At 72.8% G+C, this 26,063-nt stretch carries 24 protein-coding genes and 2 pseudogenes; 16 read left to right on the forward strand and 10 right to left on the reverse strand.

Features of this window, described 5'->3' with window-relative positions:
* Position 1: 1 nt before the first annotated feature.
* Entirely contained in the window at positions 2-1,276 is a 1,275-nt protein-coding gene (locus ACZ56U_RS11615) for a TerD family protein (protein ID WP_469083881.1), read from the reverse strand.
* A 295-nt stretch (positions 1,277-1,571) separates the two neighbouring features.
* Between ACZ56U_RS11615 and ACZ56U_RS11620 the strand changes: the two genes are divergently transcribed.
* From ACZ56U_RS11620 to ACZ56U_RS11635, 4 genes are all read left to right on the forward strand, one after another.
* Complete coding sequence (locus tag ACZ56U_RS11620) at positions 1,572-2,006, forward strand: DUF6643 family protein (protein WP_469083831.1); 435 nt, start codon at positions 1,572-1,574, stop codon at positions 2,004-2,006.
* A 51-nt stretch (positions 2,007-2,057) separates the two neighbouring features.
* Positions 2,058-2,888, forward strand: coding sequence for an MOSC domain-containing protein (locus ACZ56U_RS11625; RefSeq protein WP_469083832.1), 831 nt, complete (start codon positions 2,058-2,060; stop codon positions 2,886-2,888).
* A gap of 171 nt (positions 2,889-3,059) precedes the next feature.
* Positions 3,060-3,665 (forward strand): Rv1733c family protein, encoded by a 606-nt coding sequence (locus ACZ56U_RS11630; protein WP_469083833.1) that lies wholly within the window; start codon positions 3,060-3,062, stop codon positions 3,663-3,665.
* 202 nt (positions 3,666-3,867) lie between these two features.
* Complete coding sequence (locus ACZ56U_RS11635) at positions 3,868-6,306, forward strand: right-handed parallel beta-helix repeat-containing protein (protein ID WP_469083834.1); 2,439 nt, start codon at positions 3,868-3,870, stop codon at positions 6,304-6,306.
* A gap of 30 nt (positions 6,307-6,336) precedes the next feature.
* Here ACZ56U_RS11635 and ACZ56U_RS11640 read toward each other — a convergent pair whose 3' ends face one another.
* A complete protein-coding gene (locus tag ACZ56U_RS11640; protein ID WP_469083882.1) occupies positions 6,337-8,568 on the reverse strand; it encodes a hypothetical protein in 2,232 nt (743 codons plus the stop codon).
* Between the two features lie 351 nt (positions 8,569-8,919).
* Here ACZ56U_RS11640 and ACZ56U_RS11645 point away from each other — a divergent pair, with 351 nt between their 5' ends.
* Positions 8,920-9,750, forward strand: coding sequence for a DeoR/GlpR family DNA-binding transcription regulator (locus ACZ56U_RS11645; protein WP_391242341.1), 831 nt, complete (start codon positions 8,920-8,922; stop codon positions 9,748-9,750).
* 54 nt (positions 9,751-9,804) lie between these two features.
* A complete protein-coding gene (locus ACZ56U_RS11650) occupies positions 9,805-10,275 on the forward strand; it encodes an SRPBCC family protein (RefSeq protein ID WP_469083835.1) in 471 nt (156 codons plus the stop codon).
* Positions 10,276-10,360: 85 nt separating this feature from the next.
* Here ACZ56U_RS11650 and cds1 read toward each other — a convergent pair whose 3' ends face one another.
* Positions 10,361-11,485, reverse strand: a complete 1,125-nt coding sequence (gene cds1, locus ACZ56U_RS11655; protein ID WP_469083836.1) for an L-cysteine desulfhydrase Cds1 — start codon at positions 11,483-11,485, stop codon at positions 10,361-10,363.
* 336 nt (positions 11,486-11,821) lie between these two features.
* On the opposite strand from cds1, the gene ACZ56U_RS11660 reads away from it, so the two are divergent.
* Together ACZ56U_RS11660 and ACZ56U_RS11665 are read left to right on the forward strand one after the other, a co-directional pair.
* Positions 11,822-12,145, forward strand: a complete 324-nt coding sequence (locus tag ACZ56U_RS11660) for a hypothetical protein (protein WP_361520942.1) — start codon at positions 11,822-11,824, stop codon at positions 12,143-12,145.
* A gap of 184 nt (positions 12,146-12,329) precedes the next feature.
* Positions 12,330-12,881: an ATP-binding protein gene (locus ACZ56U_RS11665; protein WP_469083837.1), complete on the forward strand. Its 552-nt coding sequence runs from the start codon at positions 12,330-12,332 to the stop codon at positions 12,879-12,881.
* Between the two features lie 196 nt (positions 12,882-13,077).
* On the opposite strand, the gene ACZ56U_RS11670 is transcribed toward ACZ56U_RS11665, so the two are convergent.
* Entirely contained in the window at positions 13,078-13,398 is a 321-nt protein-coding gene (locus ACZ56U_RS11670; RefSeq protein WP_469083883.1) for an SHOCT domain-containing protein, read from the reverse strand.
* 177 nt (positions 13,399-13,575) lie between these two features.
* Here ACZ56U_RS11670 and ACZ56U_RS11675 point away from each other — a divergent pair, with 177 nt between their 5' ends.
* From ACZ56U_RS11675 to ACZ56U_RS11690, 4 genes and pseudogenes are all read left to right on the forward strand, one after another.
* The gene (locus tag ACZ56U_RS11675; RefSeq protein WP_469083838.1) at positions 13,576-14,151 is read left to right on the forward strand and encodes a TetR/AcrR family transcriptional regulator; all 576 of its coding nucleotides are present in this window, start codon (positions 13,576-13,578) and stop codon (positions 14,149-14,151) included.
* A 71-nt stretch (positions 14,152-14,222) separates the two neighbouring features.
* Positions 14,223-14,807, forward strand: coding sequence for a DUF4865 family protein (locus ACZ56U_RS11680; RefSeq protein WP_469083839.1), 585 nt, complete (start codon positions 14,223-14,225; stop codon positions 14,805-14,807).
* Complete coding sequence (locus tag ACZ56U_RS11685; protein WP_469083840.1) at positions 14,804-15,712, forward strand: phosphotriesterase family protein; 909 nt, start codon at positions 14,804-14,806, stop codon at positions 15,710-15,712. The genes ACZ56U_RS11680 and ACZ56U_RS11685 overlap by 4 nt, the downstream gene beginning before the upstream one ends.
* 130 nt (positions 15,713-15,842) lie before the next feature.
* Positions 15,843-16,073 (forward strand): annotated as a pseudogene (locus ACZ56U_RS11690) (tautomerase family protein); the annotation flags it as partial.
* A gap of 64 nt (positions 16,074-16,137) precedes the next feature.
* Here ACZ56U_RS11690 and ACZ56U_RS11695 read toward each other — a convergent pair.
* The 3 genes from ACZ56U_RS11695 to ACZ56U_RS11705 form a co-directional block, all read right to left on the reverse strand.
* The gene (locus tag ACZ56U_RS11695) at positions 16,138-16,587 is read right to left on the reverse strand and encodes an RpiB/LacA/LacB family sugar-phosphate isomerase (RefSeq protein ID WP_469083841.1); all 450 of its coding nucleotides are present in this window, start codon (positions 16,585-16,587) and stop codon (positions 16,138-16,140) included.
* A gap of 242 nt (positions 16,588-16,829) precedes the next feature.
* Positions 16,830-18,074 (reverse strand): ROK family protein, encoded by a 1,245-nt coding sequence (locus ACZ56U_RS11700; RefSeq protein ID WP_469083842.1) that lies wholly within the window; start codon positions 18,072-18,074, stop codon positions 16,830-16,832.
* Between the two features lie 36 nt (positions 18,075-18,110).
* On the reverse strand, positions 18,111-18,752 hold the full coding sequence (locus ACZ56U_RS11705; protein WP_469083843.1) for an alpha-ketoglutarate-dependent dioxygenase AlkB family protein: 642 nt from the start codon (positions 18,750-18,752) through the stop codon (positions 18,111-18,113).
* Between the two features lie 70 nt (positions 18,753-18,822).
* Between ACZ56U_RS11705 and ACZ56U_RS11710 the strand changes: the two genes are divergently transcribed.
* Positions 18,823-19,971 carry a methyltransferase gene (locus ACZ56U_RS11710; protein WP_469083884.1) on the forward strand — a complete coding sequence of 383 codons (1,149 nt, stop codon included), beginning with the start codon at positions 18,823-18,825 and terminating at the stop codon, positions 19,969-19,971.
* 3 nt (positions 19,972-19,974) lie between these two features.
* Here the strand turns inward: ACZ56U_RS11710 and ACZ56U_RS11715 are convergent, their stop codons facing one another.
* Positions 19,975-20,829: a class II fructose-bisphosphate aldolase gene (locus tag ACZ56U_RS11715; protein ID WP_469083844.1), complete on the reverse strand. Its 855-nt coding sequence runs from the start codon at positions 20,827-20,829 to the stop codon at positions 19,975-19,977.
* 8 nt (positions 20,830-20,837) lie between these two features.
* Entirely contained in the window at positions 20,838-21,722 is an 885-nt protein-coding gene (locus tag ACZ56U_RS11720; protein ID WP_469083845.1) for an SIS domain-containing protein, read from the reverse strand.
* A gap of 128 nt (positions 21,723-21,850) precedes the next feature.
* Between ACZ56U_RS11720 and ACZ56U_RS11725 the strand changes: the two genes are divergently transcribed.
* The 3 genes and pseudogenes from ACZ56U_RS11725 to ACZ56U_RS11735 form a co-directional block, all read left to right on the forward strand.
* Positions 21,851-22,630, forward strand: coding sequence for a DeoR/GlpR family DNA-binding transcription regulator (locus tag ACZ56U_RS11725; protein WP_469083846.1), 780 nt, complete (start codon positions 21,851-21,853; stop codon positions 22,628-22,630).
* A 58-nt stretch (positions 22,631-22,688) separates the two neighbouring features.
* Entirely contained in the window at positions 22,689-24,506 is a 1,818-nt protein-coding gene (locus ACZ56U_RS11730; RefSeq protein ID WP_469083847.1) for a glycoside hydrolase family 15 protein, read from the forward strand.
* Positions 24,507-24,576: 70 nt separating this feature from the next.
* Positions 24,577-24,927, forward strand: a pseudogene (locus ACZ56U_RS11735) (enterochelin esterase); the annotation flags it as partial.
* Positions 24,928-24,983: 56 nt separating this feature from the next.
* Here the strand turns inward: ACZ56U_RS11735 and ACZ56U_RS11740 are convergent.
* A complete protein-coding gene (locus ACZ56U_RS11740; RefSeq protein WP_469083848.1) occupies positions 24,984-25,934 on the reverse strand; it encodes a hypothetical protein in 951 nt (316 codons plus the stop codon).
* Positions 25,935-26,063: the final 129 nt, after the last annotated feature.

The following is a 26,063-nucleotide window of genomic DNA, read 5'->3' on the forward strand; positions in this document are numbered from 1 at the left end:
CCTATTTGCGGCCGGGGGTCCAGTTCATGCCCCAGCCGTAGGCGTAGTCGACGGTGCGCTGCGGGCTCACCCCGCGCTCGGGCACCAGGTAGCGGGCCTCGCGCTGGACGACGAGGTCGGAGCCGGTGTTGGTGATCAGGGCGAGGGCGCAGACGGTCGAGGGGACGGTGCACTCGTCGAGGGAGAAGTCGATCGCGGCGCCGAACTGCGGCTGGAGGGTGACCCTGGCGTTCAGGTCGGCGAAGGAGCGGGCGCCCTCGTAGATGGTGACGAAGACGAGGATGCGCCGGAAGGCCTGTTGGTGGTCGAGGTTGACGGTGAGGTTCTCACCGCTCGCGACGGCACCGGTGCGGTCGTCGCCGTCGAGGTGGATGAACGGCGGCTGGTGCAGGGCGCCGAAGGCGTTGCCAAGGGCCTGGACGACACCCTTGCTGCCGTCGGTGAGTTCGTACAGGGCGCACAGGTCCAGGTCGAGGTCGTTGTGCATCGCGACCGGGCGTCCCAGCTTGGCGGCCCAGCCCGAGAACTGCTTGCGGACCTCCCAGTTGAGGTTCACCCGCAGCGCGCCCGAGGTGCCGCCCTGCTTGGTCAGGGAGACCGAGGGGGCGGACTTGGTGAGCGTGACCTTGGTCAGCCGTACCGGCTGCGCCGGCTGTGCGGGCGGTGCCGGAGGGGCGGCTGGCGGAGGCGGCATGGTCACCGGCGGTGCGGTGACGGGCGGCGCCACGCGCGCGGGCGCGGGCGGTGCGGCCTGCTGCGGCTCGTCCACGGTGATCCCGAAGTCCTTGGCCAGGCCTTCGAGGCCGCTGCTGTATCCCTGACCGACGGCGCGGAACTTCCAGTTGCCCTGGCGGCGGTAGAACTCACCGAGCACGAAAGCGGTTTCGACGCTGGCGCCCGTGCTGTCGAAGCGGGCCACCACGGTTCCCTGCGCCGCGTCCTTCACCTCGATGTACAGGCCCGGCACCTGTCCGAACGAGCCGCCGTCGCTGGAGGCGGCCAGGACCACGGTCTCGACGGCGGCCTCCACGCGCGCGAGGTCGACGAGAAGGGTGTCGACCACCCGGCCGCCCTCGTTGCGCTTGCCCTCGTGGCGGACCGCCGCGGAGGTGTGCGCGGGCTGGTTGTAGAAGACGAAGTCAGCGTCGGAGCGAACCTTTCCGCCGACCAGGAGCAGCGCCGACGCGTCGGCGTCGGGCACACCGGGACCGGGACTCCAGCCCACCTCGACCCGCAGTGCCGTCGTCGGCACCGGAGCGTTGGCCCCTTTCGACATCGACATGTCGCCCCCATCACGTGTCACCGCGCCAGGCATGTCCCGGCAGCCCATCGGTTCCCTACAGAGCCAACCTATTCCCCGCGGCAGCGAACTCCCATGCGGTGCACGGGAAGATCGCCGGGCAACCCTCGGTAACCCGCCTGGAACTCGGCTTTTGCGCCATCCATGTCCTGTGCGGTGTCCCATTTTCCCGACTTCGCTCGCATTGGGGATCCGGGGTCACGGCCGACACGGAAATCAACCCTCTTATCGGTCTCCCCAACCAGCACATCGTGGGCTTAACTTATGTGCCATGACCTCCCCCCGCTCCACTTATGGCGGCGGCTACTACTCCGCCTCCTTCCCGGACACTCCGATCTACGACTCCCTCGTGGCCGAGCGGGGAACCCCGCAGATCGCCCCGATCCGGGTCCCGGCCGAGTACGCCATGCCGAGCAGCAACAACCTGCCCGCCCTGTCCTCGGGGCTGCCCGCCCTGCCGGCGGGTCCCTCCCAGCCCGTCTACGGCTATCCGCAGGCCCAGCAGCCCGCCCCGCTCCAGCAGGCGCCCGCGGCGTACATCCCGCAGCAGGCCGGCGCCCCGCGGGGCTATCCCGGCCCGCAGGCGCAGCAGCCGCGTCCGATGGCGCAGGGCATGGGCTACGAGGCGATGCGCCCCGCGGCGCCCCGTCCCGCCCCGGCTCCGTACCAGGACCCGTACAACAACCAGCAGTACCGCGGCTACTGAGCCGATCCGAGCCGATCCCCGGACCGTCCGCCGGGCTGGCACGATGGTTCCATGGGAATTGCACGGCTTGAGTCGATTCACGTCCATCCGGTCAAGGCGTTCCAGGGCCTCGCGCCCCGGGACGCCGAGGTCGAGCCCTGGGGGCTGGCCGGGGACAGGCGCTGGGCGCTGATCGACGACGGGGGAAAGGTCGTCACCCAACGCCGGCACCCGCGCGTCGCGCTTGCCGCCGCCGAGCTTCTGCCCGGCGGCGGCGTTCGGCTGTCCGCACCCGGTAGGGCACCACTGGAGGTCCCGGTGCCGCGGCCGGTCGGCACCGTGCCGATGCAGATCTTCCGCGACAAGGTGGAGACGGTGCCCGCCGAGGACCCGGCCGCGCACGTCTGGTGCAGCGAGCTGCTCGGCGAGAGCGTCCGGCTGGTGCACATGGACGACCCCGCCACGCGCCGGCCTGTCGACCCGGAGTACGCGCGGGAGGGCGAGACCGTCTCCTTCGCCGACGGCTACCCCCTGCTGCTCACGACGACCGCCTCGCTCGACGCCCTCAACTCCCTGATCGCGCGCGGCGAGCACGCCGCCGAGGGCCCGCTGCCGATGAACCGCTTCCGGCCCAACGTCGTCGTCTCGGGCACCGAGGCCTGGGCCGAGGACGACTGGGCGCGCGTCGCGATCGGCGAGGTCGTCTTCCGCGTCGCCAAGGACTGCGGACGCTGCCTGGTGACGACCACCGACCAGAGCAGCGCCGAGCGGGGCCGGGAACCCCTCCACACGCTGGGACGCCACCGCCGCTTGAGCGGAAAACTGGTCTTCGGGCAGAACCTGGTACCGCAGTCCCGCGGCACGATCCGCGTCGGCGATCCGGTCGAGATCCTGGACCGGTAAAGATCCACTCAAGCGCCGGGGTGCGGGAACCGACCGCGGGAGCCTGCGCGTTGGGCATCGTGAGAAGTTCATGAGAGGCCTCGGTCCGGTGATGTCGCTCTCTCTTCGACCGGACTCGCGGGTGAATGGCTCCGGCAGGGGTTGTCACGGAGCGGAAAGGGGGTGTGGACCGTGCGAGCGATCAGCGGACTCTGGCGCTGGCGGCACAATCCGCTGCGCCGCGCCACGGACATGGCCGAGGCCTGGGTCGCGCTCGCGGCCCTGCTGCTCGTCCTGGTCGTCACACCGGTGGCCGGCGCCGTCGTCGGCGGTCTGGCCCAGGACTCCCTTCAGGAGTCCGTCCGCGACCAACGCGCCTCCCGTCATCCGGTGACGGCGACCGTGACCCGCAAGCTGGACCGGTCCCCGCTGGACGCCGACCCCGAGACCTCCACCGGGCGGGAGATGAGCACCCGCGTCCTCGCCGACTGGACCGCGCCCGACGGCACGCCGCAGCACGGCCCGGTGCTGGCGGGCCTCAAGGACCCGCACCACGGCGACCACTTCACGATATGGACGGACACACGGGGACACCTGGTGCCCCGCCCGCTGGACTCCGCCACCGCCACCACCCACGCCGTCCTCGCCGGGGTCGGTGCGGCCCTGCTCGGCATCGGTCTGATCGAGAGCGCCCGCCGGTTGATCGTCTGGCGCATGGTCCGTCGCCGGTACGCCCGTTGGGACCAGGCCTGGGCACGGGTGGGCCCGGACTGGGGCAGGACCGGCGCCGGCAGCTGACAGCCTTGCGGCTCTGGTCAACCCACCGCCTGCGCGCACGCTACGGTGGACCGGCCGAACTTCCTCGGCAGCACGAACCCGCGCGCGAGCGAGCTGGAGGGACGCGCCGGTCGCCGGACGCGCACGCGCTCCCGGTACCGACCGCGACGGCCCGAAGGCGAGCGAGCCATGAGTTACCGCAAGGTGGGGGCACAGCAACGCCATGGCACAGGGCACGGTCCAGGTGACGCACACCGGCACCTCGCGGTGGCGGCGCCGCACGGGTGAGTACGCATCGCTCGCCGCCGCCCTGGAGGCCGCGGCCGACGGCGACGTCCTCACCATCGCCCCCGGCACCTACCGGGAGAACCTCGTCGTCCAGCGGGCGGTGACCCTGCGCGGACCCGAGGGCTCGCCCGGTTCGGTGCGGATCGCGCCGGTGGACGGGGTGCCGCTGACCGTGCGCGCCTCGGCGGTGGTCCAGGACCTGCATGTGGAGGGCCAGGACGCGGCGGCGCCCGCGCTGCTCGTGGAGGAGGGCACCCCGGAGCTGACGGACATCCGGATCGTCACCCGGTCCGCGGCCGGCATAGAGGTGCGCGGCGGTGCCCGCCCGACCGTGCGGCGCTGCACCGTCGACAACCCGGCCGGCATCGGCATCGCCGTGGTCGACGGCGGGGGCGGGGTGTTCGAGGAGTGCGAGGTCGTGGCCGCCGGCCAGTCCGGTGTCGCGGTCCGCGGCGGCGCCCACCCCCGTCTCGAACGCTGCCGGGTGCACCACGCCTCGGGCGTGGGCCTGTCGGTGACGGGTGAGAACTCCGCGCTGGAAGCGGTGGGTTGCGAGGTCTACGAGGTCCGCGGCAGCGGCGTCCAGATCACCCACCGGGCCGCCGCGCACCTCAGCGACTGCGATGTGCACCGCACGGCCGGCGACGGCGTCACGCTCGACACGGACGCCGTGCTGACCCTGGCCGACTGCCGCATCCACGACATCCCCGAGAACGCGGTGGACCTGCGCTCCCGTTCCGTCCTGACGCTGACCCGTACGACGGTGCGTCAGTTCGGGCGCAACGGCCTGTCGGTGTGGGACCCGGGCACCCGCGTGGACGCCAACCAGTGCGAGATCTTCGACAGCACCGGCGACTACCCCGCGGTGTGGGTCAGCGACGGGGCGACCGCGGTGCTGGACTCCTGCCGGGTGCACGACGTGCCGGACGCGCTGTTCGTCCTGGACCGCGGCTCCCGCGCGGACGTCGTCGACAGCGACCTCTCCCAGGTGCGCAACACCGCCGTGTCGGTGAGCGACGGCGCCACCGCGCAACTCGACGACTGCCGTATCCGGGACGCGGCGACCGGCGCCTGGTTCCGCGATCACGGCAGCGGCGGCACCCTCAACAACTGCACGGTGGACGGCACCCAGACCGGCGTGATCGTCACCAAGGGCGCCGACCCCACCATCGAGCGGTGCACGGTGGACTCCCCCGCCGAGGCCGGCTTCTATGTGTCGGCGGGCGGCCGGGGCAGCTTCCTGAACTGCCGGGTCACCGGTAGCGGCGGCTACGGCTTCCATGTGATCGACGGCTGCCGCGCGACCCTGCGCAAGTGCCGCACGGAGCGGTGCGCGCGCGGCGGGTACGAGTTCGCCGACGCCGGCCCGGACGCGGGTTCCGGCACCGGCCCGGTCGTCGAGGACTGCACGAGCGACGAGAGCGCCGGCGCGCGGCCCCCGGCCGCCCGGGAGATTGCCGTGGAGACGGCGGGCCAGTCCCCCGGCCTGCTCGGCGTCGTCCCCGGGCAGCGCGCCGTCGAACCGGAGCAGGCCGCCGCCCCCGTCGAGCCGGAGCAGCCCCCGCGCGCCTCCAAGGACGTGATGGGCGAACTCGACGCGCTGGTGGGCCTGGAGAGCGTCAAGCGCGAGGTGCGGGCCCTCACCGACATGATCGAGGTGGGCCGGCGCCGTCAGCAGGCCGGTCTCAAGGCGGCCTCGGTCAAGCGCCATCTGGTCTTCACCGGCTCCCCCGGCACCGGCAAGACCACGGTCGCCCGCCTCTACGGCGAGATCCTCGCCTCCCTCGGTGTCCTGGAGAAGGGCCATCTCGTCGAGGTGTCCCGGGTCGACCTGGTCGGCGAGCACATCGGCTCGACCGCGATCCGCACCCAGGAGGCCTTCGACAAGGCGCGTGGCGGGGTGCTGTTCATCGACGAGGCCTACGCGCTCTCGCCGGAGGACTCCGGCCGTGACTTCGGCAAGGAGGCCATCGACACCCTGGTGAAGCTGATGGAGGACCACCGGGACGCGGTCGTGGTGATCGTCGCGGGCTACACCGCCGAGATGGAGCGTTTCCTGTCCGTCAACCCCGGTGTGGCGTCCCGCTTCTCACGGACCATCACCTTCGGCGACTACGCCCCCGACGAGCTGCTGCGGATCGTCGAGCAGCAGGCCGACGAGCACGAGTACCGGCTGGCGCCGGGCGCTCCGGAGGCGCTGCTGGAGTACTTCACGGCGCTTCCCAAGGGACCCGCCTTCGGCAACGGCCGCACCGCCCGCCAGACCTTCGAGGCCATGGTCGAGCGGCACGCGAGCCGGGTCGCCCAGGTCGCGGAGCCCAGCACCGACGATCTGACGCTGCTGTACGCGCGGGACCTGCCGGAGCCGCGCTGAGCGGCCGCCGTGGAGGGCCGGTCCGGCGGGCTACCGCTGGGCCGGTACGTCGGGTCGCAGCCGGGCCAGCAGCCTCGCCCGCTCCTCGGCGAAGGCCGGGTCCGCCTGGTAGTCGGAGTGACCGAGGACCGGTGCGGGCAGCGGATGCAGGTCGGTGCGACCGTAGGCCAGCGGGTCCTTGAGGGCCTGGTGGTCGACCTCGGGGCCGCAGTCGCCGGACAGCCGGACCGGGCCGCCGATGGGGTCGGTGGGCCGGTACAGGTTGCGCCAGCAGGCCACCTCGTGGTGCAGGGCGCTGAGCGCGGCCGGACCGAAGTGGGCCGGGAACCAGCGGCCGTAGAGCCGCTCCAGCGGTGAGCCGTAGGTCAGCAGCGCCACCCGCCTGCGGTCGGCCGGGGTCAACTGCCAGGCCGCGGCGGCGGCGAGGACGCTGCCCTGCGAGTGACCGGAGATCACCAGGCGGCCGCCGGTCGCACGCGTCCAGGTGGCCACCCGCCAGGTGAGGTCGGGGACCGCGCGCTCGGCGTAGCAGGGCGGCGAGAAGGGGTGTGCGGCGCGTGGCCAGAACGTGCCGACGTCCCACAGGATGCCGATGGTGCGACGCGCGGAGGCGTCCTTGTAGGCGCGCCGGCCCCAGGTGACGAAGAGTATGAAGCCGACCCCGATCAGCCAGGAGCCCAGCGCCTGGGCGGTGTCGGCGGTGCCCTGGACGAAGGGAGACGAGGTCCGTGCCGCCTCGCCCGGGGTCTTGCCGGTGGTGAGGGCGCCGGTCAGCGCGGCGGCGCCGAGGAGCAGGGTGGCGGCGGAGGTGACGGCGACCATCAGCGGGGCCCGGTCGGTGAGGGTGGCCAGCGCGCGGGTGGTGGCGATGCGCCGGGTGCGGGCCCGGTCCTTGGACTCGTCCGGGTAGTCGCTCTCCACGGCGGTCAGTTCGGTGCGGCGCAGCCGCCAGGTCCTGCGGCCCAGGCAGGCGATCAGGACGAGCAGGACGATGATCAGCGGCGGGATCACCGAGGACTGCCAGGTCAGCAGCACCGGTGGTCCGGCGAGGGAGGTCCCGGTGCCGTCCAGCCAGTCGGCCACGCGCTGGGAGACCCCGCCGGACATCACCCCGCCGAGGGCGCAGGCGAGCATCGCGACGGCCGGTCCGCCCAGGCCCCGCATGGCGGCGCGCGGGTCGGGGTGGGTGCGGTGCAGCAGGTGGGCCACGGCGGCGAGGAGGACCACGATCAGCCCCTGCACCAGGGTGATGGCGCCGAAGGTCGCGTCACCCGGCAGCCGGCCGGACGAGGCCCACCCCGGGCGTTCCCAGCCGGCGTACAGCAGGGTCAGGGCGAGCAGGCCGAGCGCGGCGAGCGGCAGACGGCGTACGAGGTGTTCGTCGAGCTCCCGGTCCAGGCGGTGCTCGCTGCGGCCGCGGCGGCAGACCACCCAGACGACCATGACGGCTCCGCCGGCGAGCGCCACGAGCAGCGCTCGGCCCATCAGGTCGAGCGGGGCGGGGCCGCCGGGGCGGCGGTCGAAGCGGGCCGCCGCGGAGCCGACGGCCGCGGCGACCGTGAGCAGGGCGGCGGCGGTGTGGGCGGCGCGCAGCCGGGCCACCAGCCGGCGTCCGTACCAGAAGCCGGGGCGGCCCAGAGCCGTGCGGGCCGTCTCCTCGTCGGGTTCGGCGGGGCGGGACATCGGGGCCTGTGACTCGTAGGCGTTCCAGGTGTGGTGGGAGAGGTACCACAGCAGGCAGGTCAGGACGGTGGGGACCAGGGCGGCGAGGGCGAGTCGGCGGCCCGGGCGGCTCCACCAGCCGCCGCCGGAGACGGTCGGCGACAGAAAGCCCAGCCAGGTGTGCCGGTCGGCGCACGCGCGCGTGCCCGCGCACTGCCATGCCGCCAGATCGAGGGCCACCTCGCAGACGGCCGCGACCAGCAGCACGGTCAGGGAGAGCGCGGCCAGCCGGACCAGCAGCCCGTACAGCCGGACCGTGCGGGTGCGGCCCCGGGCGGCGGGGCGCATCCAGTGGGCGAGGTTGACCACCATGAAGGGCAGCAGCAACAGCCACAGGGCGCGCGAGGCGTTGCCGGAGGTGAGGTTGCACCAGACGTAGGCCTCGGGGATCGGTTCACGCCGGGTGGCGCCGGGTCCGGTGTCCGCCTCGGCGTCGTCGGCGCGCCGGAAGACGGCGGCGGTGTCGTCGCCGGTGACGCGTACGGTGCGTGGGTCGTCGAGCATCTTGTCGGGTGTCGTACCGCCCACCCCGTGGACCATCAGTTCCAGCGCGGAGCCTTCCGGCCCGCCCGTCGAGGCGCGTTTCTCCACATGATCCACTGTGCGCTCTTCCCCCGTTGACACGCCGTCCGCAGATGCCTGTGCGGGTCAAGGATCTCCGCTGCGGCACCGTCGTGCACCCCTCGTCACGGAATCTCCCCGATCCGTGTCACGATCGGCGCGCTCCTGAGGTCGAACTGACATGCGCGCGTCGTGACGGTCGGTGGCGCGACCGGTACGGTGCCGTGCGAGGATGGGGCGTCCGCGCGCCGTAGACGGGGAGAAACGTCCTCGTCGGAGCAGGTGCGCGTGGCGTGTCGGACGGGTTGAGGCGAAAGGACCGGAGCGTACGTGAGCGAGAATCAGAACCTCCTCGCGGAGCAGCGGCGTGCGCTCATCCTGGACGAGGTCCGGCGCCGCGGCGGCGTCCGGGTCAACGAGCTGACGCGCAAGCTCGGCGTGTCGGACATGACCGTGCGTCGGGATCTGGACGCGCTCGCCCGGCAGGGCGTCCTGGAGAAGGTGCACGGCGGCGCGGTGCCGGTGGTCGAGGCGAGCACCCACGAGCCGGGTTTCGAGGCCAAGTCGGGTCTGGAGCTGTCCGCCAAGGAGGACATCGCGCGGGCGGCGGCCGAACTGGTGGCCCCGGGCTCCGCGATCGCGCTGTCGGGCGGCACGACGACGTACGCGCTGGCCCATCACCTGATCGACGTCCCCGATCTCACGGTCGTCACCAACTCGGTGCGGGTGGCCGACGTCTTCCACTCGGCGCAGCGCACCTCGGGCCCTCGTCAGGGCGCGGCCACGGTGGTGCTGACCGGCGGGGTGCGCACCCCCTCGGACTCCCTGGTGGGTCCGGTGGCCGACCAGGCGATCGCGGCGCTCCACTTCGACGTGCTGTTCCTCGGGGTGCACGGCATATCGGTGGAGGCCGGGCTGTCGACGCCGAACCTCGCGGAGGCGGAGACCAATCGCCGGCTGGTGCAGTCGGCACGCCGGGTCGTGGTGGTCGCCGACCACACCAAGTGGGGCACGGTGGGCCTGAGTTCGTTCGCGACACTGGAGCAGGTCGACACGCTGGTGACAGACACGGGGCTGCCGGCCGTGGCGCGTGAGGAGGTCGCCGAGCATCTGCGGCGGCTGGTGGTGGCGGGCGAGCCGGAGGCCCCCGCAGACAGCTGACGGCCCGTCAGCTAGGGTGGCGCCTTCCCGGCCGTCACCGAGGGGGGTTCGCCCATGGCTCGCCGTCTGCGCGAGGTGGGGCTCGACTTCGTCGAGACCGCGCCCGTACGACTGGTCTTCGCACGCGAGGTCTCCGCGCCGCCGGAGCGGGTCCACCGGGCGCTGGCCGAGGACGTGCCGGGCTGGAGCGAGTGGTTCGCCGCGGTGACCCTCGCCCGCTCCACGCGGGAGGGTGCCGGCCGCGAGGTCAGGCTCCGGGGCGGCGCCCGCTTCCTGGAGTCGGTCCTCGTGGCGAAGGAGCCCGAGGTGTACGCCTACCGTGCGGACGTGACCAACGCGCCGGGCCTGCGCGCACTGGTCGAGGAGTGGCGGCTGAGACCCGCGGGCACGGGCACGCGCGTGCAGTGGACCTTCGCCGCCGACGGCACCGCGCCCCTCCGGCTCGCCCTGCGCCTCGGGCGGGCCGGGCTGGATCGGGCGTTCCGCGACGCGGTCGTCTCACTGGACCGGCGCCTGGCGCGCTAGCTGTCCCGCGGCGGGCGACGTCCGCCCGTCAAGGAGCGGCGTGTGCCGGGCCGTCGCGCCGGGGCGGACGTCGCCCGGCGCGGCACTAGCAGGGCCAGACGCCCGTGCCCAGGAACGACTCGATCACTTCCGCGTACGGCTGGATGTCCAGGCCCTGTTCGGCCAGCCACGCGTCCGAGTAGTACTTGTCCAGGTACCGGTCCCCCGGGTCGCACAGCAGCGTCACCACGCTGCCGCGCCGCCCCCCGGCCACCATCTCGGCGACGATCTTCAGCGCGCTCCACAGGCCGGTTCCGGTGGAGCCGCCCGCCTTGCGGCCGATGGCCTGTTCCAGCGCCCGTACGGCGGCGACACTGGCCGCGTCGGGGACCTTCATCATGCGGTCGACCGCGCCCGGTACGAAGCTCGGCTCCATACGCGGCCGGCCGATGCCCTCGATGCGGGATCCGCAGTCGCAGGTGACGTCCGGATCGCCGGTGGTCCAGCCCTCGAAGAAGCAGGAGTTCTCCGGGTCGGCGACACAGATGCGGGTGTCGCGCTGGGTGTAGTGGACATAGCGCGCGATGGTCGCCGAGGTGCCGCCGGTACCGGCCGTGGCGACGATCCACGCCGGTTCCGGGAACCGCTCCAACTCCAGCTGACGGAAGATGGATTCGGCGATGTTGTTGTTGCCGCGCCAGTCCGTGGCCCGTTCCGCGTAGGTGAACTGGTCCATGTAGTGGCCGCCCGTGTCCACCGCGAGCCGGGCCGACTCCTCGTACATCCGGCGCGAGTCGTCCACGAAATGGCACCGGCCGCCGTGGAACTCGATCAGGCGGATCTTCTCGGCGCTGGTCGTGCGCGGCATGACGGCGATGAAGGGCACGCCGATCAACCCCGCGAAGTACGCCTCGGAGACCGCCGTCGAGCCACTGGACGCCTCGATCACCGGGCGGCCCGGCCGGATCAAGCCATTGCACAGGCCGTACAGGAACAGGGAACGGGCGAGGCGGTGCTTGAGGCTGCCGGTGGGGTGCGTCGACTCGTCCTTGAGGTACAGGTCGATGCCCCACTTCTCCGGCAGCGGGAAGCGCAGGAGGTGTGTGTCGGCCGATCGGTTGGCGTCGGCCTGGACCTTGCGGACGGCCTCTTTCAGCCAGCCGCGATAGGCGGCGTCACTGCGGTCGACGTCGAGGGTCGCGCCGGTCCGGATCTGCTGAGGGGTGCTCACGGAGAGGCTCCTTACGCTGAGCGCCGACAGCGGGTCGCGCGGCCGACACACCGATCATAAACACCTTCCGCACGCTTCTCACCTGCATAAACACACCTTTGAGGACCCCAAAGGCCACCCTGGGGTGCGGGCTTCCACAGAAGGGTGGGGGCGCATTCGAACGAGTGCTCCAGACGCCCGTGTGCGGCCCCCGCATGCGCACTGGTGCTCGGCGCCGGGTGCGGGCAGACTGCACCGGGCGGGACACGCCGGTCCCGGACGGGGGCGCACACTGGACCACGTGACGAGCCGGATCACAGGCCGGCACACCGAGGGCAGGCGAGGGGGCGGGCAGGCATGGCGGAGCCGGAGTTCACGGCCACGGGCGTGCGGATCGGGAAGCGGCTGCGTTCGCTCACCCGGGCCGGACAGGTCCGGATCAGCGACGGCAGGCTGGAGTTGCTCACCAGCTACGGCAGCGAGATCGACAGCGCGCCGGTACAGGCGGTGCGCGCGTCCAAGCCCTGGTTCGCCGCGGACGACCGAGCCCTCGCCGACCTCAACGGCAAGCGGTACCTGCTGACCCTCGGCGACCACGACCCCGCCCCGGGCGAGCCGGGCCCGCCCGCGGCACGCCGGTTCATTGAAGCCGTACGAAAGGCTGCGGGGCGTAGCGGATGAGTCACCGCGAGTTGCGCAGACCCGCCGCCTGAGTCACGCTGTTCCCACGTCACTCTGGGTTTACCGGTGATAACGCTGCGAACCAGCCCGCCGGGCATGGCAGCAGGCGGCCGTCTCACCAGGCATCCTGCTGCATCGATCCGAACTCCGTGTTCTTCCGGACCTCAGTCGGGGAGTCGCAGCCGTGATCAGTCACCCAAGCAGACACTGCACGGTGGAGCTCCAAGCCCTGCCGTCGCGGATCGGCCAGGTCCGCAGAATCGTCTCTGCGCAGTTGCGCTACTGGCATCTGGACCCCCTCATAGACCGGGCCGCGCTCGGTGTGACGGAGCTCTTGACCAACGTCCACCGGCACGCCCAGCCCGACAAGATGTGCACGGTCGAGATCGAGCTGCTGCTCGACCGGCTCATGGTCTCGGTGCACGACCACGACCCGCGTCTGCCGGTCGTGGCGGACGGCGAGGAATCCGGCACCGACGGACTCGCCACCGACGGACTCGCCACCTGCGGGCGAGGCCTGGCCATGGTGGCCGCCGTCAGCGAGAGCTGGGGCGTGCGGCCGAACGGGGAGGCGGGCAAGGTCGTGTGGTTCGCGCTGTCCGCGCCCACCGCCGTCAAGGCCGGGCCGACGCGCCCGCCGCGGCGCGCCGCGGTGGAGAAGGGACCTCGCGTGTTCGCCGAGGTCGACGCCCACAGGGTCGAACATGCTCCCGCCCGGTCGGCCGCTGTCGGCTGACCGGGCGGTGACGCTCCGATCGGCCGGTCATGGCCGACCGACCTGGCGGTGACACGCTGATCGGTCGGCCACGGGCGGCTGCTTCCGGGCCGGCTGTCGGCCGCGGACGTTCCGTCGGTGGGCGTGTACCCCAGTCACTCCGTGGCGATCGCCCGCAGTACGTCCGGGCGTGCCGCCCTCATGGCGGTCGTGGTCGTCATGCCGCACCGCCCTTGCCCGTGCGGCCGAACTGCTCGTCCAGGACGGACAGGCGGCGCCAGTACTCGTCCTCGTCGATCTCGCCGGTGGCGAAACGGCGGCCGAGCAGGGCGATCGGCGAGTCGCCGGACGGGCCGGTGTCACCACCCGCCCCGCGCCAGGGGCCGGCGTCGGACATCGCGCGCCACGGGCCGCGACGACCGCGCCACGCCGGGCGGCGCAGGACGGTGACAGCGCCGATCACGACGGCCGCCCAGATCAGCGGGAAGAGAAGGATCCACGGGCCGGGCCCGCCGTCCCCGTGCGCCAGGGTCTGCATCTCGGTCATCTCCCTCGAAGCGGTGTTCTCGAAGCGGTGTTCCGGTGATGTCACGAGACTGGCTCCGAGGAGGGGGCCGGGTCGTCGTACGGCCAGCGGCAGTGGGCCTACCACCCGGGGAGTACGCGGAGGCGTCCGGGCTGCTACCCCAAGGCCTCGACTTCTGTAACTACTAGTATGTACAGTGGCTGCGTGAGCACCCCGGAGCGTCTGATCGAGTCCACCCGCGAGCTGCTGTGGGAGCGCGGTTACGTGGGCACCAGCCCCAAGGCCATCCTGGAGCGGTCCGGCGCCGGGCAGGGCTCCATGTACCACCACTTCAAGGGCAAGCCCGACCTCGCGCTGGCCGCGATCCGGCGGACGGCGCAGGAGATGCGGGCCACCGCCGAGGGAGTGCTCGCCGGGCCGGGGACGCCGTACGCCCGCATCGAGGCGTATCTGCTGCGTGAGCGGGACGTGCTGCGCGGCTGTCCCGTCGGGCGGCTGACGATGGACCCGGACGTCGTCGCGAGCGACGAGCTGCGCGGTCCGGTCGACGAGACGCTGGACTGGCTCCGGGAGCGGCTCGCGGGGATCGTCGAAGAGGGCAAGGAACAGGGGCAGTTCGCGCCCTTTCTCGACGCCGAGGCGATCGCCGCGACGGTCGTCGCCACCGTGCAGGGAGGCTATGTCCTCGCCCGCGCGTCCGGGTCGCCCGCGGCCTTCGACGCGGGGGTCCGCGGGCTGCTCTCCCTTCTCTCGCCACGGCACTGAGCGACCGCCCGGGTGCACATCACGAGGAAGCGTCCCGACACCGCGCAGTACCCCGCCTGAGGAGGCCCGCGATGCATGCCATGCAGTACGAACTCACCCTTCCCGCCGACTACGACATGGGGATCGTCCGCGACCGGGTCGAGCGCGTCGGGCATCTGCTCGACGCGTGGGAGGGACTCGGCGTCAAGGCGTATCTGATGCGGGAGCGCGGGGTGCACGGCTCACCGGTCAACCAGTACGCGCCGTTCTACCTGTGGAACACCATGGAGGGCATGAACACCTTCCTGTGGGGTGGCGCCTTCCAGGGGCTGAGCGACGACTTCGGCCGGCCCTCGGTCCGGCAGTGGACGGGGCTCGCCCACGAGGAGGGCGGTGCCGCCGGTTCGCCCGCCCGGGTCGCCGTGCGGCGCCGGCAACCGGTGCCGGACGGGGTGGAGTTGGCGGCGGTCATGGGCGACGCGGTGCGTGAGACGGGGCGGCTGGCGGCGGAGGACGGGGCGGTGCTCGCGGCGGCCGTGGTGGATCCGAGCCGCTGGGAGTTGGTCCACTTCTCGCTCTGGGCGCACGACACGCCCAAGGCCGCCGGCGAGGCCTTCCAGGTGCTGCACCTGTCCGCGCCGGAACTGGCCGAACTGCCCCGGGGACGCCAGTGGTGAGCACGATCCGCACGGTGCTCGGGGACGTGGCGCCGGAGCGGTTGGGGGTGTGCGACGCGCACGACCACCTGTTCTTCGGCAGCCCGCAACTGCCCGGACAGGAACTGCGCGACGTGGCGGCGGCCCGCGCGGAGTTGGCGGCCTTCCGGGACCAGGGCGGGCACAGCGTCGTGCAGTGGACACCGTACGGGCTGGGACGGCGGGCCGCCGATCTGCCGGCGCTGTCCAGGCAGACCGGGGTGCTGGTGGTGGCCGCGACGGGACTGCACGGGGCCGTCCACTACGACGAGCGCACTCTGGCGGAGCTGCGCGGCCGGCTCGCGGAGGTCTTCGTCACCGAACTGACCGACGGCATCGGCCTCTCCGGGGTGCGTGCCGGGATCATCAAGGTCGCGGGCGGCTTCCACGCCCTCGACGCGCACGCCCGCTGGACGATGAGCGCGGCGGCGGAGGCACACCACGCCACGGGTGCGCCGATCGCCGTGCACCTGGAGCTGGGGACGGGCGCCCTCGACGTACTCGACCTGCTGTGCGGCGAGTTGGAGGTGCCTCCGCACCGGGTGATCCTCGGTCATCTGAACCGCTCCCCCGACTTCGTGCTGCACCTCCAGGCCGCGGCGAGTGGCTGCTATCTCGCCTTCGACGGCCCCTCCCGCGCGAACCACGCCACGGACTGGCGGATGCCGGACGCCGTACGGGCTCTGGCCGACGCGGGGTTCGGTGACCGGCTGCTGCTCGGCGGCGACACCACGACCGCGGCGGCACGCTCGGTGAACGGCGGTCCGGGGATGCCGTATCTGCTGCGCCGAGTGCGGCCGCGGCTGGTCGCCGAACTGGGCACCGAGCTGGTCGAACGCGTGCTGAACGACAACCCCGCCCGGGCCTTCGCCGTCGAGTGGCGCTGACCGGGATCGACGACGGCGGCATCCGCGCCCCCGACCGAGGCGGCGAACCGGTGGACGGGGCGCCGCCCTCGTGAAAGGACCCTCACCGACACGCCCTTCGTCCGCATCGACGCGCTCGGCACCGACCCCGAACTATCCGGGGGTGCGCCGCGACGACGGCATCGTCCACGTGGCGATCACGATGCGCGCCGGACGCACCCCGGACCTGAAGCGGGCCCTGTACCGCCGGATCGCGGAACTCGCCCACGACTACGCGGGAACCGAGCCGCGGAACGTGTTCGTCACCGTGACCGAGAACGCGTCGGTGGACTGGTCGCTCGGTCATGGGGAGGCTCAGTACGAACCCGGGAGTCAGGCCTGACGTGACGCTCCGGCCTGCCGCGGGGAGGGCTCGAGCCACGCCCCGCAGGGCACCGCGCCCGAAGTCACGGCTCCCCGCGGTCCAGGCGTCCGATCCGGGCCACGTTCCGCCGGTCCTCGGGGTCCTCGCTCGCCGAACCGGCGAACCAGGCGTCGAGGATCTCCTTGAGCAGGGGCTCGGAGGTCAGGCGCAGGCCGAGGGCGAGGACGTTGGCGTCGTTCCACCGCCGAGCGCCGTCCGCGGTGTACGCGTCGGTGCACAGGGCGGCCCGTACGCCCGGGACCTTGTTCGCGGCGATCGAGGCGCCCGTGCCGGTCCAGCAGCACACGACCGCCTGGTCCGTCCGGCCGGAGGCGACGTCCCGGGCGGCCGCCTCCGAGCACACCGCCCACTGGGGATCGGCGCCGGGCGCGAGCGCCCCGTGGGTGACGACCTCGTGGCCACGGGAGCGCAGCTCGGCGACGAGGGCGCGGGCCACGGGTTCGTCCATGTCGGAGGAGACGGAGATCCGCATGCCCCGAGCCTACGCGCCGAGCACGCGGGCGAGGAGGTCGCGTCAGTCGTGGGTGCCGGTCCTGGCGAACACCGGCGCTTCAGGTGGTCCTGCACGATGTGCCCGAAGCGTGGGGGGCCGGCCGAGCCCCCTCGGCCGCGGATCCTGGAGACGGCCGAGGGTCACCAGGGCAGGGTGGGTCGGCTGACGCCGGCACCGCGGACGCCGAGAAGCTGGCGCTGCTCTGCGTCGTCGGCAACCGGTCACTGACGGGACAGCGCGCCCAGCGGATCGTCCAGCACCGGCTGCCAGGCCAACTCGGCGGCGCCGACCAGGCTGTTGTGGTCCAGCGTGCACGCCAGGATCGGCACCCCGCCGCTCTGCCCCCACAGGCTGCGGTCGGCGACGACCGCGCGCAGCCGGTCCGGGTCGGCGTCGAGGAGGGTGCGGTGCAGTCCGCCGAGGATGATGCGGTCCGGGTTGAGGATGTTGACCAGGCCCGCGAGACCGAGACCGAGCCGGTCGATCAGAGCCTCGACGGCCGTGCGGACGTCCGGCTCGTCGTAGTGGTCGCGGATCAGCTCGTTGGCCTGCTGGAGCAGGGACACCTCCGGTCCGGTCTCGCGGCCGGCGGCGTCGAGGAAGGCCAGCGGGTCGGCCTCGACGTCCAGGCAGCCCCGGCTGCCGCAGTGGCAGGGTCGGCCCTCGGGGTTGACGGTGAGGTGGCCGACCTCCAGTGCCAGACCCGAACTGCCGGTGTGCAGACGGCCGTCGAGGACCAGCGCACCGCCGACACCCCGGTGCCCGGTGGCCACGCACAGCAGGTCCCGGGCGCCGCGGCCGGCGCCGTGCCGGTGCTCGGCGAGCGCGGCGAGGTTGACGTCGTTGCCCGCGAAGGCGGGTCCGGTGAGGCCGGCGGCGCGCACGCACTCCGCGAAGATCCGGCGGACGGGGGCGCCGACGGGCCAGGCCAGGTGGAGGGGGTTGAGCGCGGTGCCGTCGGGCTCGGCGACGGCGGAGGGCACGGCGAGACCGGCGCCGACGCAGCGGCGGCCGGTGGTGCGCAGCAGTTCGGCGCCCGCCTCGACGACGGAGCCGAGGACCTTCGCCGGGTCGGCGTCGACGGTCTCGCAGCCGGGCGCGGTGGCGACGATCCGGCCGCCCAGGCCGACCAGGGCCGCCCGGAACCCGTCGGCGTGCACCTGCGCGGCGAGCACGACGGGCCCGTCCTCGGCGACCGCGAGCCGGTGCGAGGGCCGGCCCTGGGAGCCGGCGGCCGCGCCGGGGCGGGCGTCCACCCGGATCAGTCCGAGCGCCTCCAGCTCGGCGGCGACCGCGCCGGCCGTGGCACGCGTCACGCCGAGTTCGGCGGTGAGCACCGCGCGGGTGGGCGCGCGTCCGGTGTGCACGAGCTCCAACGCGGGCCCGAGCGCACCGCGCCCCCGGTCCAGCCGCGTCCTCGAGGTGGTCCCTTCCCCCGCCGGCCGGGGGTCCGCGTCGCCGCTCATGGGGGCGAGTCTCCCATGATCCGCCGCACGGACCTCCTACAGCCCGCTGACCCGGAGCGTGATGTTCAGCCGCCCGGTCAGCCCCAACTCCGGGGGCGCGCTGCCGGGGTACACCCTGGGCACCCCGTGGTAGGCGAGCCGGGAGGGCCCGCCGAACACGAACAGGTCGCCGCTGCGCAGTTCGACGTCCGTGTACGGCCTGGTCCGGGTCTCGGTGTTGCCGAAGCGGAAGACACAGGTGTCGCCGAGGCTCAGCGACACCACCGGCGCGTCCGAGCGCTCGTCGGCGTCCCGGTGCATCCCCATGCGCGCCTGGCCGTCGTAGAAGTTGATCAGTGCGATGTCGTACGACGGTGAGGGCGCCCCGAGCGCGTCCCGCACCGCGTTCCCGGCCAGCTCCCCGAGCCACTCCGGGAAGGGCTTCACGGGGGAGCCGTCGCCGTCGACGACCGTGCGGGCGTAGGCGTAGGGGTACCAGTGCCAGCCCAGGCACACCTGCCGGGCGGTCATCGTGCCGCCGCCGGGGGTGTGGACGGTGCGCAGCCCGGCCGGCGGGCGGGCCCACGCGCGGCACGCGTCGAGCAGCTCGCGCTGGCGCGGCGGATCGAGCCAGTCCGGCACATGCACCGCTTGGGGTGCGATCTCGGCGCGGGGTCGGGGGAACAGCTCGGCGTCCATGGGTCCCATCCTGCCGCCGGGAGGCCTTGAGCTGCGGCTCGGCTAGCCTGGGGGCACGATGAACGACCGTATGACGACGCCCTGGGGCGAGCTCGCGCTGGCCCGTTTCCCCGAGGACCCGCGCGACCGGCTGCGTGCCTGGGACGCCTCGGACGAGTACCTCCTGAAGCATCTGACCGAGCGGGAGGTCCCGCTGTCCGGCTCGGTCGTGGTGCTCGGCGACCGCTGGGGCGCGCTGGTCACCGCGCTGGCCGCGTACCGGCCCACGCAGATCACCGACTCCTACCTCGCGCAGGAGGCGACCCGGGCCAATCTGGCCCGCAACGGTGTGGAGGCCGGGGCGGTCCGGCTGCTGACCACCCAGGATCCGCCGCCCGAGCGGATCGACGTGCTGCTCGTGCGGGTGCCGAAGAGTCTGGCGCTGCTGGAGGACCAGCTGCTGCGGCTGGCGCCCGGGGTGCACGAGGACACGGTCGTCGTCGGCACCGGCATGGTGAAGGAGATCCACACCTCCACGCTGAAGCTGTTCGAGCGGATCCTCGGGCCCACCCGCACCTCGCTCGCCGAGAAGAAGGCGCGGTTGATCTTCTGTACGCCGAAGCCGTCGTCGAAGCCGTCGCCGAAGCCCGCGGCCGGAAGTCCCTGGCCGTACAGCTATGCGCTGCCCGACGGCATCGGGCCGGTGTCGGGGCACACGGTCGTCAATCACGCCGGGGTCTTCTGCGCGGACCGGCTCGACGTCGGTACGCGGTTCTTCCTGGGGCATCTGCCGGTCAGTGAGGGCGCCCAGCGGGTGGTGGACCTCGGCTGCGGCAACGGTGTGGTCGGTACGGCGGTGGCGCTGGCCAATCCGGAGGCCGAAGTGCTGTTCGTGGACGAGTCGTTCCAGGCGGTGGCGTCCGCGGAGGCGACGTACAAGGCGAACGGTGTGCCGGGGCATGCCGAGTTCCGGGTCGGGGACGGGCTGGCCGGGGTTCCGGCCGGGAGCGTGGACCTCGTGCTGAACAACCCGCCGTTCCACTCGCACCAGGCGACCACCGACGCCACGGCACGGCGGATGTTCGCGGACGCCGAGCGCGCGCTGCGGCCCGGCGGTGAGCTGTGGGTGATCGGCAACCGGCATCTGGGGTACCACGTGACGTTGCGGCGGCTGTTCGGCAACAGCCGCCTGGTCGCCGGTGATCCGAAGTTCGTGGTGCTGAAGGCCGTCAAGCGCTGAGGTTCATGATCGGCCGAGCACCCGCAGGATCCGCTCCACGGCCCGTGCCATGGCCTCCCGTCCCACGCCCAGGTAGGTGCGGGAGTCGACGGCCTCGGGGTGCGCGATGAGGAACTCCCTGACGGCGCCGGTCATGGCGACGTTGAGGGCGGTGCCGATGTTGACCTTGGTGATCCCGCCCGCGACCGCCGCGGTCAGTTGGTCGTCCGGCACTCCGGAGGAGCCGTGCAGGACGAGGGGGACGTGCAGCGCCCCGGACAGCCGTTTGAGCAGGTCCTGGTCGAGGGTGGCGGTGCGGGTGGTCATGGCGTGCGTGCTGCCCACGGCCACGGCGAGGGCGTCCACGCCGGAGTCGGCCACGAAGGCGCGGGCCTCGGCGGGGTCGGTGCGGGCGCCGGGCGCGTGCGCGTCGAGCGGCGGCTGACCGCTCTTGCCGCCGACCTCGCCCAACTCGGCCTCGATCCACAGGCCTTGGGAGTGCGCCCAGTCGGCGGCGGCCCGGGTCGCGGCGAGGTTCTGCGCATAGGGCAGGCGGGAGGCGTCGTACATCACGGAGCTGAAACCGGCGTCCGGCGCCTGCCGCAGCAGCGCGTCGCTCTGGACGTGGTCGAGGTGCAAGGCGACGGGGACGGCGGCGCGTTCGGCCGCGGCGGCGGCGGCACGGGCGAGCGGGAGGAGGCGTCCGAGGCGGAACTTGACGGCGTTCTCGCTGACTTGGAGGACCACGCGGGCCTCGGCCGACTCGGCGCCGGCGATCACGGCCTCGACGTGTTCGAGGGTGACGACGTTGAAGGCGGCGACGGCGCCGCGCGCGGCGGTGGCCCGCGTGACGAGCTCGCCGGTGGTGACGAGAGGCACGGCCGCTCCTAGGAACCGGTGAGGATCACCGAGCGGGTGAGATGGCGGGGCCGGTCCGGGTCGAGCCCGCGGGCCGCGGCGAGGGCGACCGCGAGCCGCTGGGCGCGGACCAGGTCGGCGAGCGGGTCGAGGTCGCCGGCGATCCACAGTGCCCCGGTCTGCCGTACCTGGGCGGCCAGTCCTTCGGGGGCCTCGCCGAGCATCCAGGTGGCGGTGCCGCCGGTGGTGACGCTGATGGGGCCGTGCCGGTACTCCATCGCCGGGTAGGCCTCGGTCCACGCCAGGCAGGCCTCGCGCATCTTCAGGCCGGCCTCGTTGGCAAGGCCGACGGTCCAGCCGCGGCCGAGGAAGGTGAACTGGCCGCAGTCGAGCAGTCCTTCGGGCAGTGGTTCGGTGAGCGCGGTGCGGGCGTCGGCGACGACCGCGTCGGTGTGCAGGCCGAGGTGGGCGCGGAGCAGGGTCAGCGCGGTGGTCGCGAAGCGGGTCTGCACGACGGAGCGTTCGTCGGCGAAGTCGAGGACGACGACGTCGTCGGCGGCCGCCATGACCGGGGTGCGCGGATCGGCGGTGATCGCCGTGGTCCGTGTGCGTCCCCGCGACCGGTCGAGCAGCTCCAGCACCTCGGTGGTGGTGCCGGAGCGGGTGAGGGCGAGGACCCGGTCGTAGGAGCGGCCGTGGGGGAACTCCGACGCGGCGAACGCGTCGGTCTCGCCCTGGCCTGCGCCCTCGCGCAGCGCCGCCGCGGACTGGGCCATGAAGTACGAGGTGCCGCACCCGACGATCGCGACCCGCTCCCCCGCCGCCGGCAGCGCGGCGGCGTGTCCCGGCGCCTCGGCCGCCGCCCGGATCCAGCAGCCGGGCTGGCTGACCAGCTCGTCCTCGACATGGGTCATGTCGTGTCCCCTCCCCACCCTCGATGCTCTTTTCTGCAAGATAGAGCCAGCTTTCGAGCATAATCAAGCATTCTCGCGTCATTGGCGTGCGTTAAGGTCGCCGTGAGATCGAGGAACGGAGGGTGCGGATGTCCCGCGACGCCCGCTGGAAGACGCTGCTGGAACTGCTCGTCGAGCGCGGCCGGCTGGACGTCGAGGAGGCGGCGGCCGAGCTGGAGGTCTCCCCCGCCACCATCCGTCGCGACTTCGACCAGCTCGCCGAGCAGCAGATGCTCGTGCGCACACGCGGCGGCGCGGTGGTGCACGGGGTGTCGTACGAGCTGCCGCTGCGCTACAAGACGGCCCGGCACGCCTCCGAGAAGCAGCGGATCGCCAAGGCGGTCGCCGGGCTCGTCACCTCCGGCGGGGCGGTGGGGCTGACCGGCGGGACGACCACCACCGAGGTCGCCAGGGCCCTGGCCGTGCGCCCCGATCTCGCCTCCGGCTCCCCCGCGCTCACCGTCGTCACCAACGCGCTGAACATCGCCAACGAGCTGGCGGTGCGGCCCCAGTTCAAGATCGTGGTGACCGGCGGGGTGGCCCGCCCGCAGTCCTACGAACTCGTCGGGCCGCTCGCCGACGGGGTGCTGGGCCAGATCACCGTCGACGTGGCGGTGCTCGGCGTGGTCGCCCTCGACGTCTCGCACGGCGCGGCCGCCCATGACGAGGCCGAGGCGGCGATCAACCGGCTGCTGTGCGAGCGCGCCGAGCGAGTGATCGTGGCCGCCGACTCCAGCAAGCTCGGGCAGCGCGCGTTCGCCCGGATCTGCGCGGCCGACGCGGTGGACACGCTGGTGACGGACACGGCGGCCGCGGCGGACACCCTGCGGCGCTTCGAGGACGCGGGCATCCAGGTCCTCGCGGTCTGAGCCCGTTCACCCCACCCCAGGGGCCGATGCGACCTAGGCTGGTCGCAGGGAGGCTGCGATGACCGCGACGCCGATGGACCAGCCGTATCTGCCGATCGCCGAGCACGGGCTCATCGGTGATCTGCGGAGCGTGGCCCTGGTGGGCACCAATGGCACGATCGACTGGTACTGCTGCCCGGCGTTCGACGCCCCCAGCGTCTTCGCCGCGATCCTCGACGCCGAGCGCGGCGGGTCCTTCGAGCTCGCGGCGTCGGTGCCGGCGAAGACGAAGCAGTTCTACTTCCCCGACACCAACGTCCTGATCACCCGCTTCTTCACCGAGGACGGCGTCGGCGAGGTGCACGACTTCATGCCGGTCGACGGCGAGTCCGCCGAGCCCGAACGGCACCGGCTGATCCGGCGGGTGGTGTGCGTACGCGGTTCGCTTCCGTTCCGCGTCCGGGTCGCGCCGCGCTTCGACTACGGCCGGCGCCCGCACACCGTGCGCATGGTCGGTGACGTCGCCGTCTTCGACTCCGAGGGGCTCTCGCTCGGCCTGACCGCCACCGTGCCGCTGGAGACCGACGGCCAGGACGCGCGCGCCGACTTCAAGCTCGCCGAGGGCGAGTCGGCGGTGTTCGCGCTGGACCAGGTCGGCGGCGAGGTCCCGCCCCGCCGGTGTGCGCGCACCGAGGCGGAGGAACAGTTCAACAGCACGGTCGACTACTGGCGCCGCTGGCTCTCCGCCTCCAAGTACCGTGGCCGCTGGCGGGAGATGGTGCACCGCTCGGCCCTCACCCTGAAGCTCCTCACCTACGCGCCGACGGGCGCCATCGTGGCCGCCCCGACCACCAGCCTGCCCGAACAGCTCGGCGGGGAACGCAACTGGGACTACCGGTACGTGTGGGTCCGGGACGCCGCGTTCTGTGTGTACGCGCTGCTCCGGCTCGGCTTCACCGGCGAGGCCGAGGCGTTCATGAACTTCGTGACGAAACACATCAGTCCGGGCGACGGCAAGCCCTCCGGACCGTTGCAGATCATGTACGGCATCGACGGTCGCACCGACCTCACCGAGTCCGAACTCCCCCATCTGGAAGGGCATCACGCCTCCGCGCCGGTGCGCGTCGGCAACGCCGCGGCCGAGCAGCTCCAGCTGGACATCTACGGCGCGCTCATCGACTCGATCTACCTCTACGACAAGTGGGCCAAGCCCATCTCCAGCGACCAGTGGGACGATGTGTGCGCCCTGGTGGAGTGGGTGTGCGAGCACTGGGACCAGCCCGACGAGGGGATCTGGGAGACCCGGGGCGGCCGCAAGAACTTCCTGTACTCGCGTCTGATGTGCTGGGTGGCGATCGAGCGGGCGATCCGCATGGCCAACCGCCGCGGGCTGCCCGCCGATCTGCCCCGTTGGCTGGAGTGCCGCGACACGATCTACCGGCGGATCATGACCCGCGGCTGGTCCGAGAAGCGGCAGGCGTTCGTGCAGCACGAGGATGGCGACGTGCTGGACGCGGCCGTCCTGATGATGCCGCTGACGAAGTTCATCGCCCCGACCGACCCCAAGTGGCTGTCCACCCTGGACGCCCTCACCCAGGAGCTGGTCTCCGACTCACTGGTCTACCGCTACGACCCCCTGGCCAGCCCCGACGGACTGCGCGGCGACGAGGGCACGTTCTCGATCTGCTCCTTCTGGTACGTCGAGGCGATGGTGCACGCCGGCCGGGTCGACGAGGCACGGCTCGCCTTCGAGAAGATGCTGACGTACGCCAACCATCTCGGCCTGTACGCCGAGGAGATCAGCCACACCGGCGAGCAACAGGGCAACTTCCCGCAGGCGTTCACCCACCTGGCGCTCATCAGCGCCGCCTTCAACCTCGACCGGGCGCTCGGCTGATCAGACGGCCTCGCCTCCTGGACAGGTGCCGCCGTCAGGACTCCAGGCCGGCCGTCAGCGAACGGGCGCGCCCCGACGGCTGCGGGTGACCTACCAGTTCGTCGCCGGCGACATCGCGCACGCCGACCCGTTCAACCCCTGCGGCGCGGGCGGCGACCGGTCCGTCACCGCCACCCCCGAGGCCCCGGCCCAGCCGCACCGGCCCGCCCTCGGCCCGGACGACGTCCTCGCGCTCCCGCGGACCCGGATCCGCTGGCACAGCGAGCGGCTCGGCGGGCGCCGTACCGTACGGGTCCATCCGGTGGGCGGCGGCGGGCCGTTGGTCCTGCTGCTCGACGGGGACGACTGACTGCCTCTGCATCCGGCGATGACCGCGTTCGACAGGGCCCTCGCCCGAGGCGACTGCCCGCCCGTCACTCTGTGGCCCGGCACACCGAAAGGGGGTGCCGGGCCAAGCACTGTCAGGCGCGGCCGGGATCAGTGGCCGTGGCCGCCCTCCTCGGCGTGCCCGGCCCCGGACCCGGACCCGGGCTCTGGGGTCGCCTTTCCGGCCGCCACCGTGAACGCCGCGGTGTGGACCGTGCCCTCGTGCTTGAAGTCCAGGAACAGCCGGTACGAGCCCTCGCTGGGTGCCGTGGCCGTGAACGAGATGCCAGGACCGGACGCGGTCTCGCCGTCACCGGGCTCGCCGTTCGGGTGGACGTGGAGGTAGGCCAGGTCGCCCGAGCGCAGGGCGACCAGATGGCCGTAGGCGCCGAGGTAGGGCTGGAGGTCGGTGACGGGCTCGCCGTCGCGGGAGACCGTCAGCCTGATCTCACTCGCGCCGCCCGGGCGCAGGCCGCCGGTGAGTTCGACCTGGTAGCCGTCGACGGCGGCGATGTCGTTCCGCGCCGGGAGCCGCTGCGGCGCGTAGGCGCCCGAGACCGCGAGGTCCGCGCCGAGGGTGAGGTTCTCGGCCCCCTTCCTCGCCGGGGTGAAGTCGGCAAAGACGCGGTAGCCGCCCGCGCGCGGCAGCTCGACGGGGGTGCTCCAGGTGCCGTCGGCGGCGCGCGTGGGGTGCAGATGGCGGAAGGTGACCAGGTCGCGCGAGGCGACGATGAGGTGCAGTTCCTTCTCGTGCTCACGCCGGTACGCGGTGACGGCCCGGCCGCTCGCGTCGCGCACCACGAAGCGCAGCTCGGCCCGCTGTCCCGCGGTGACACTCGGGGTCCCCAGGTCGAGGGTGTAACCGCCCTCGGAGATCTGTAGGCCACCTGGGGTGGCAGCGCCCCCGCCGGCGGGCCCGGGGGTCACCTCCCCGTGGCCGTCGTGGCGCGTGGGCGCGCTCTGCGCGACGACCGGATCGACGGCCTTGCCCACGCCGTAGGCGGTACCGAAGGTCGCGGCCAGCGCGGCGGCGAAGGCGGAGATCTTGAGTCCAGCGTGCATGGCCAGCTCCTGGGAGAACACGGCCTCCGGCTCCGGCGTGAGGCCTCGATATGATCCGACCATACCCCCCAGGGGTATGGTGTCAATCCCTCGGAGCGACTTGCCCAAGGTACCCCTTGGGGGTATACA

It is taken from the genome of Streptomyces sp. NPDC034103 (assembly GCF_055575395.1).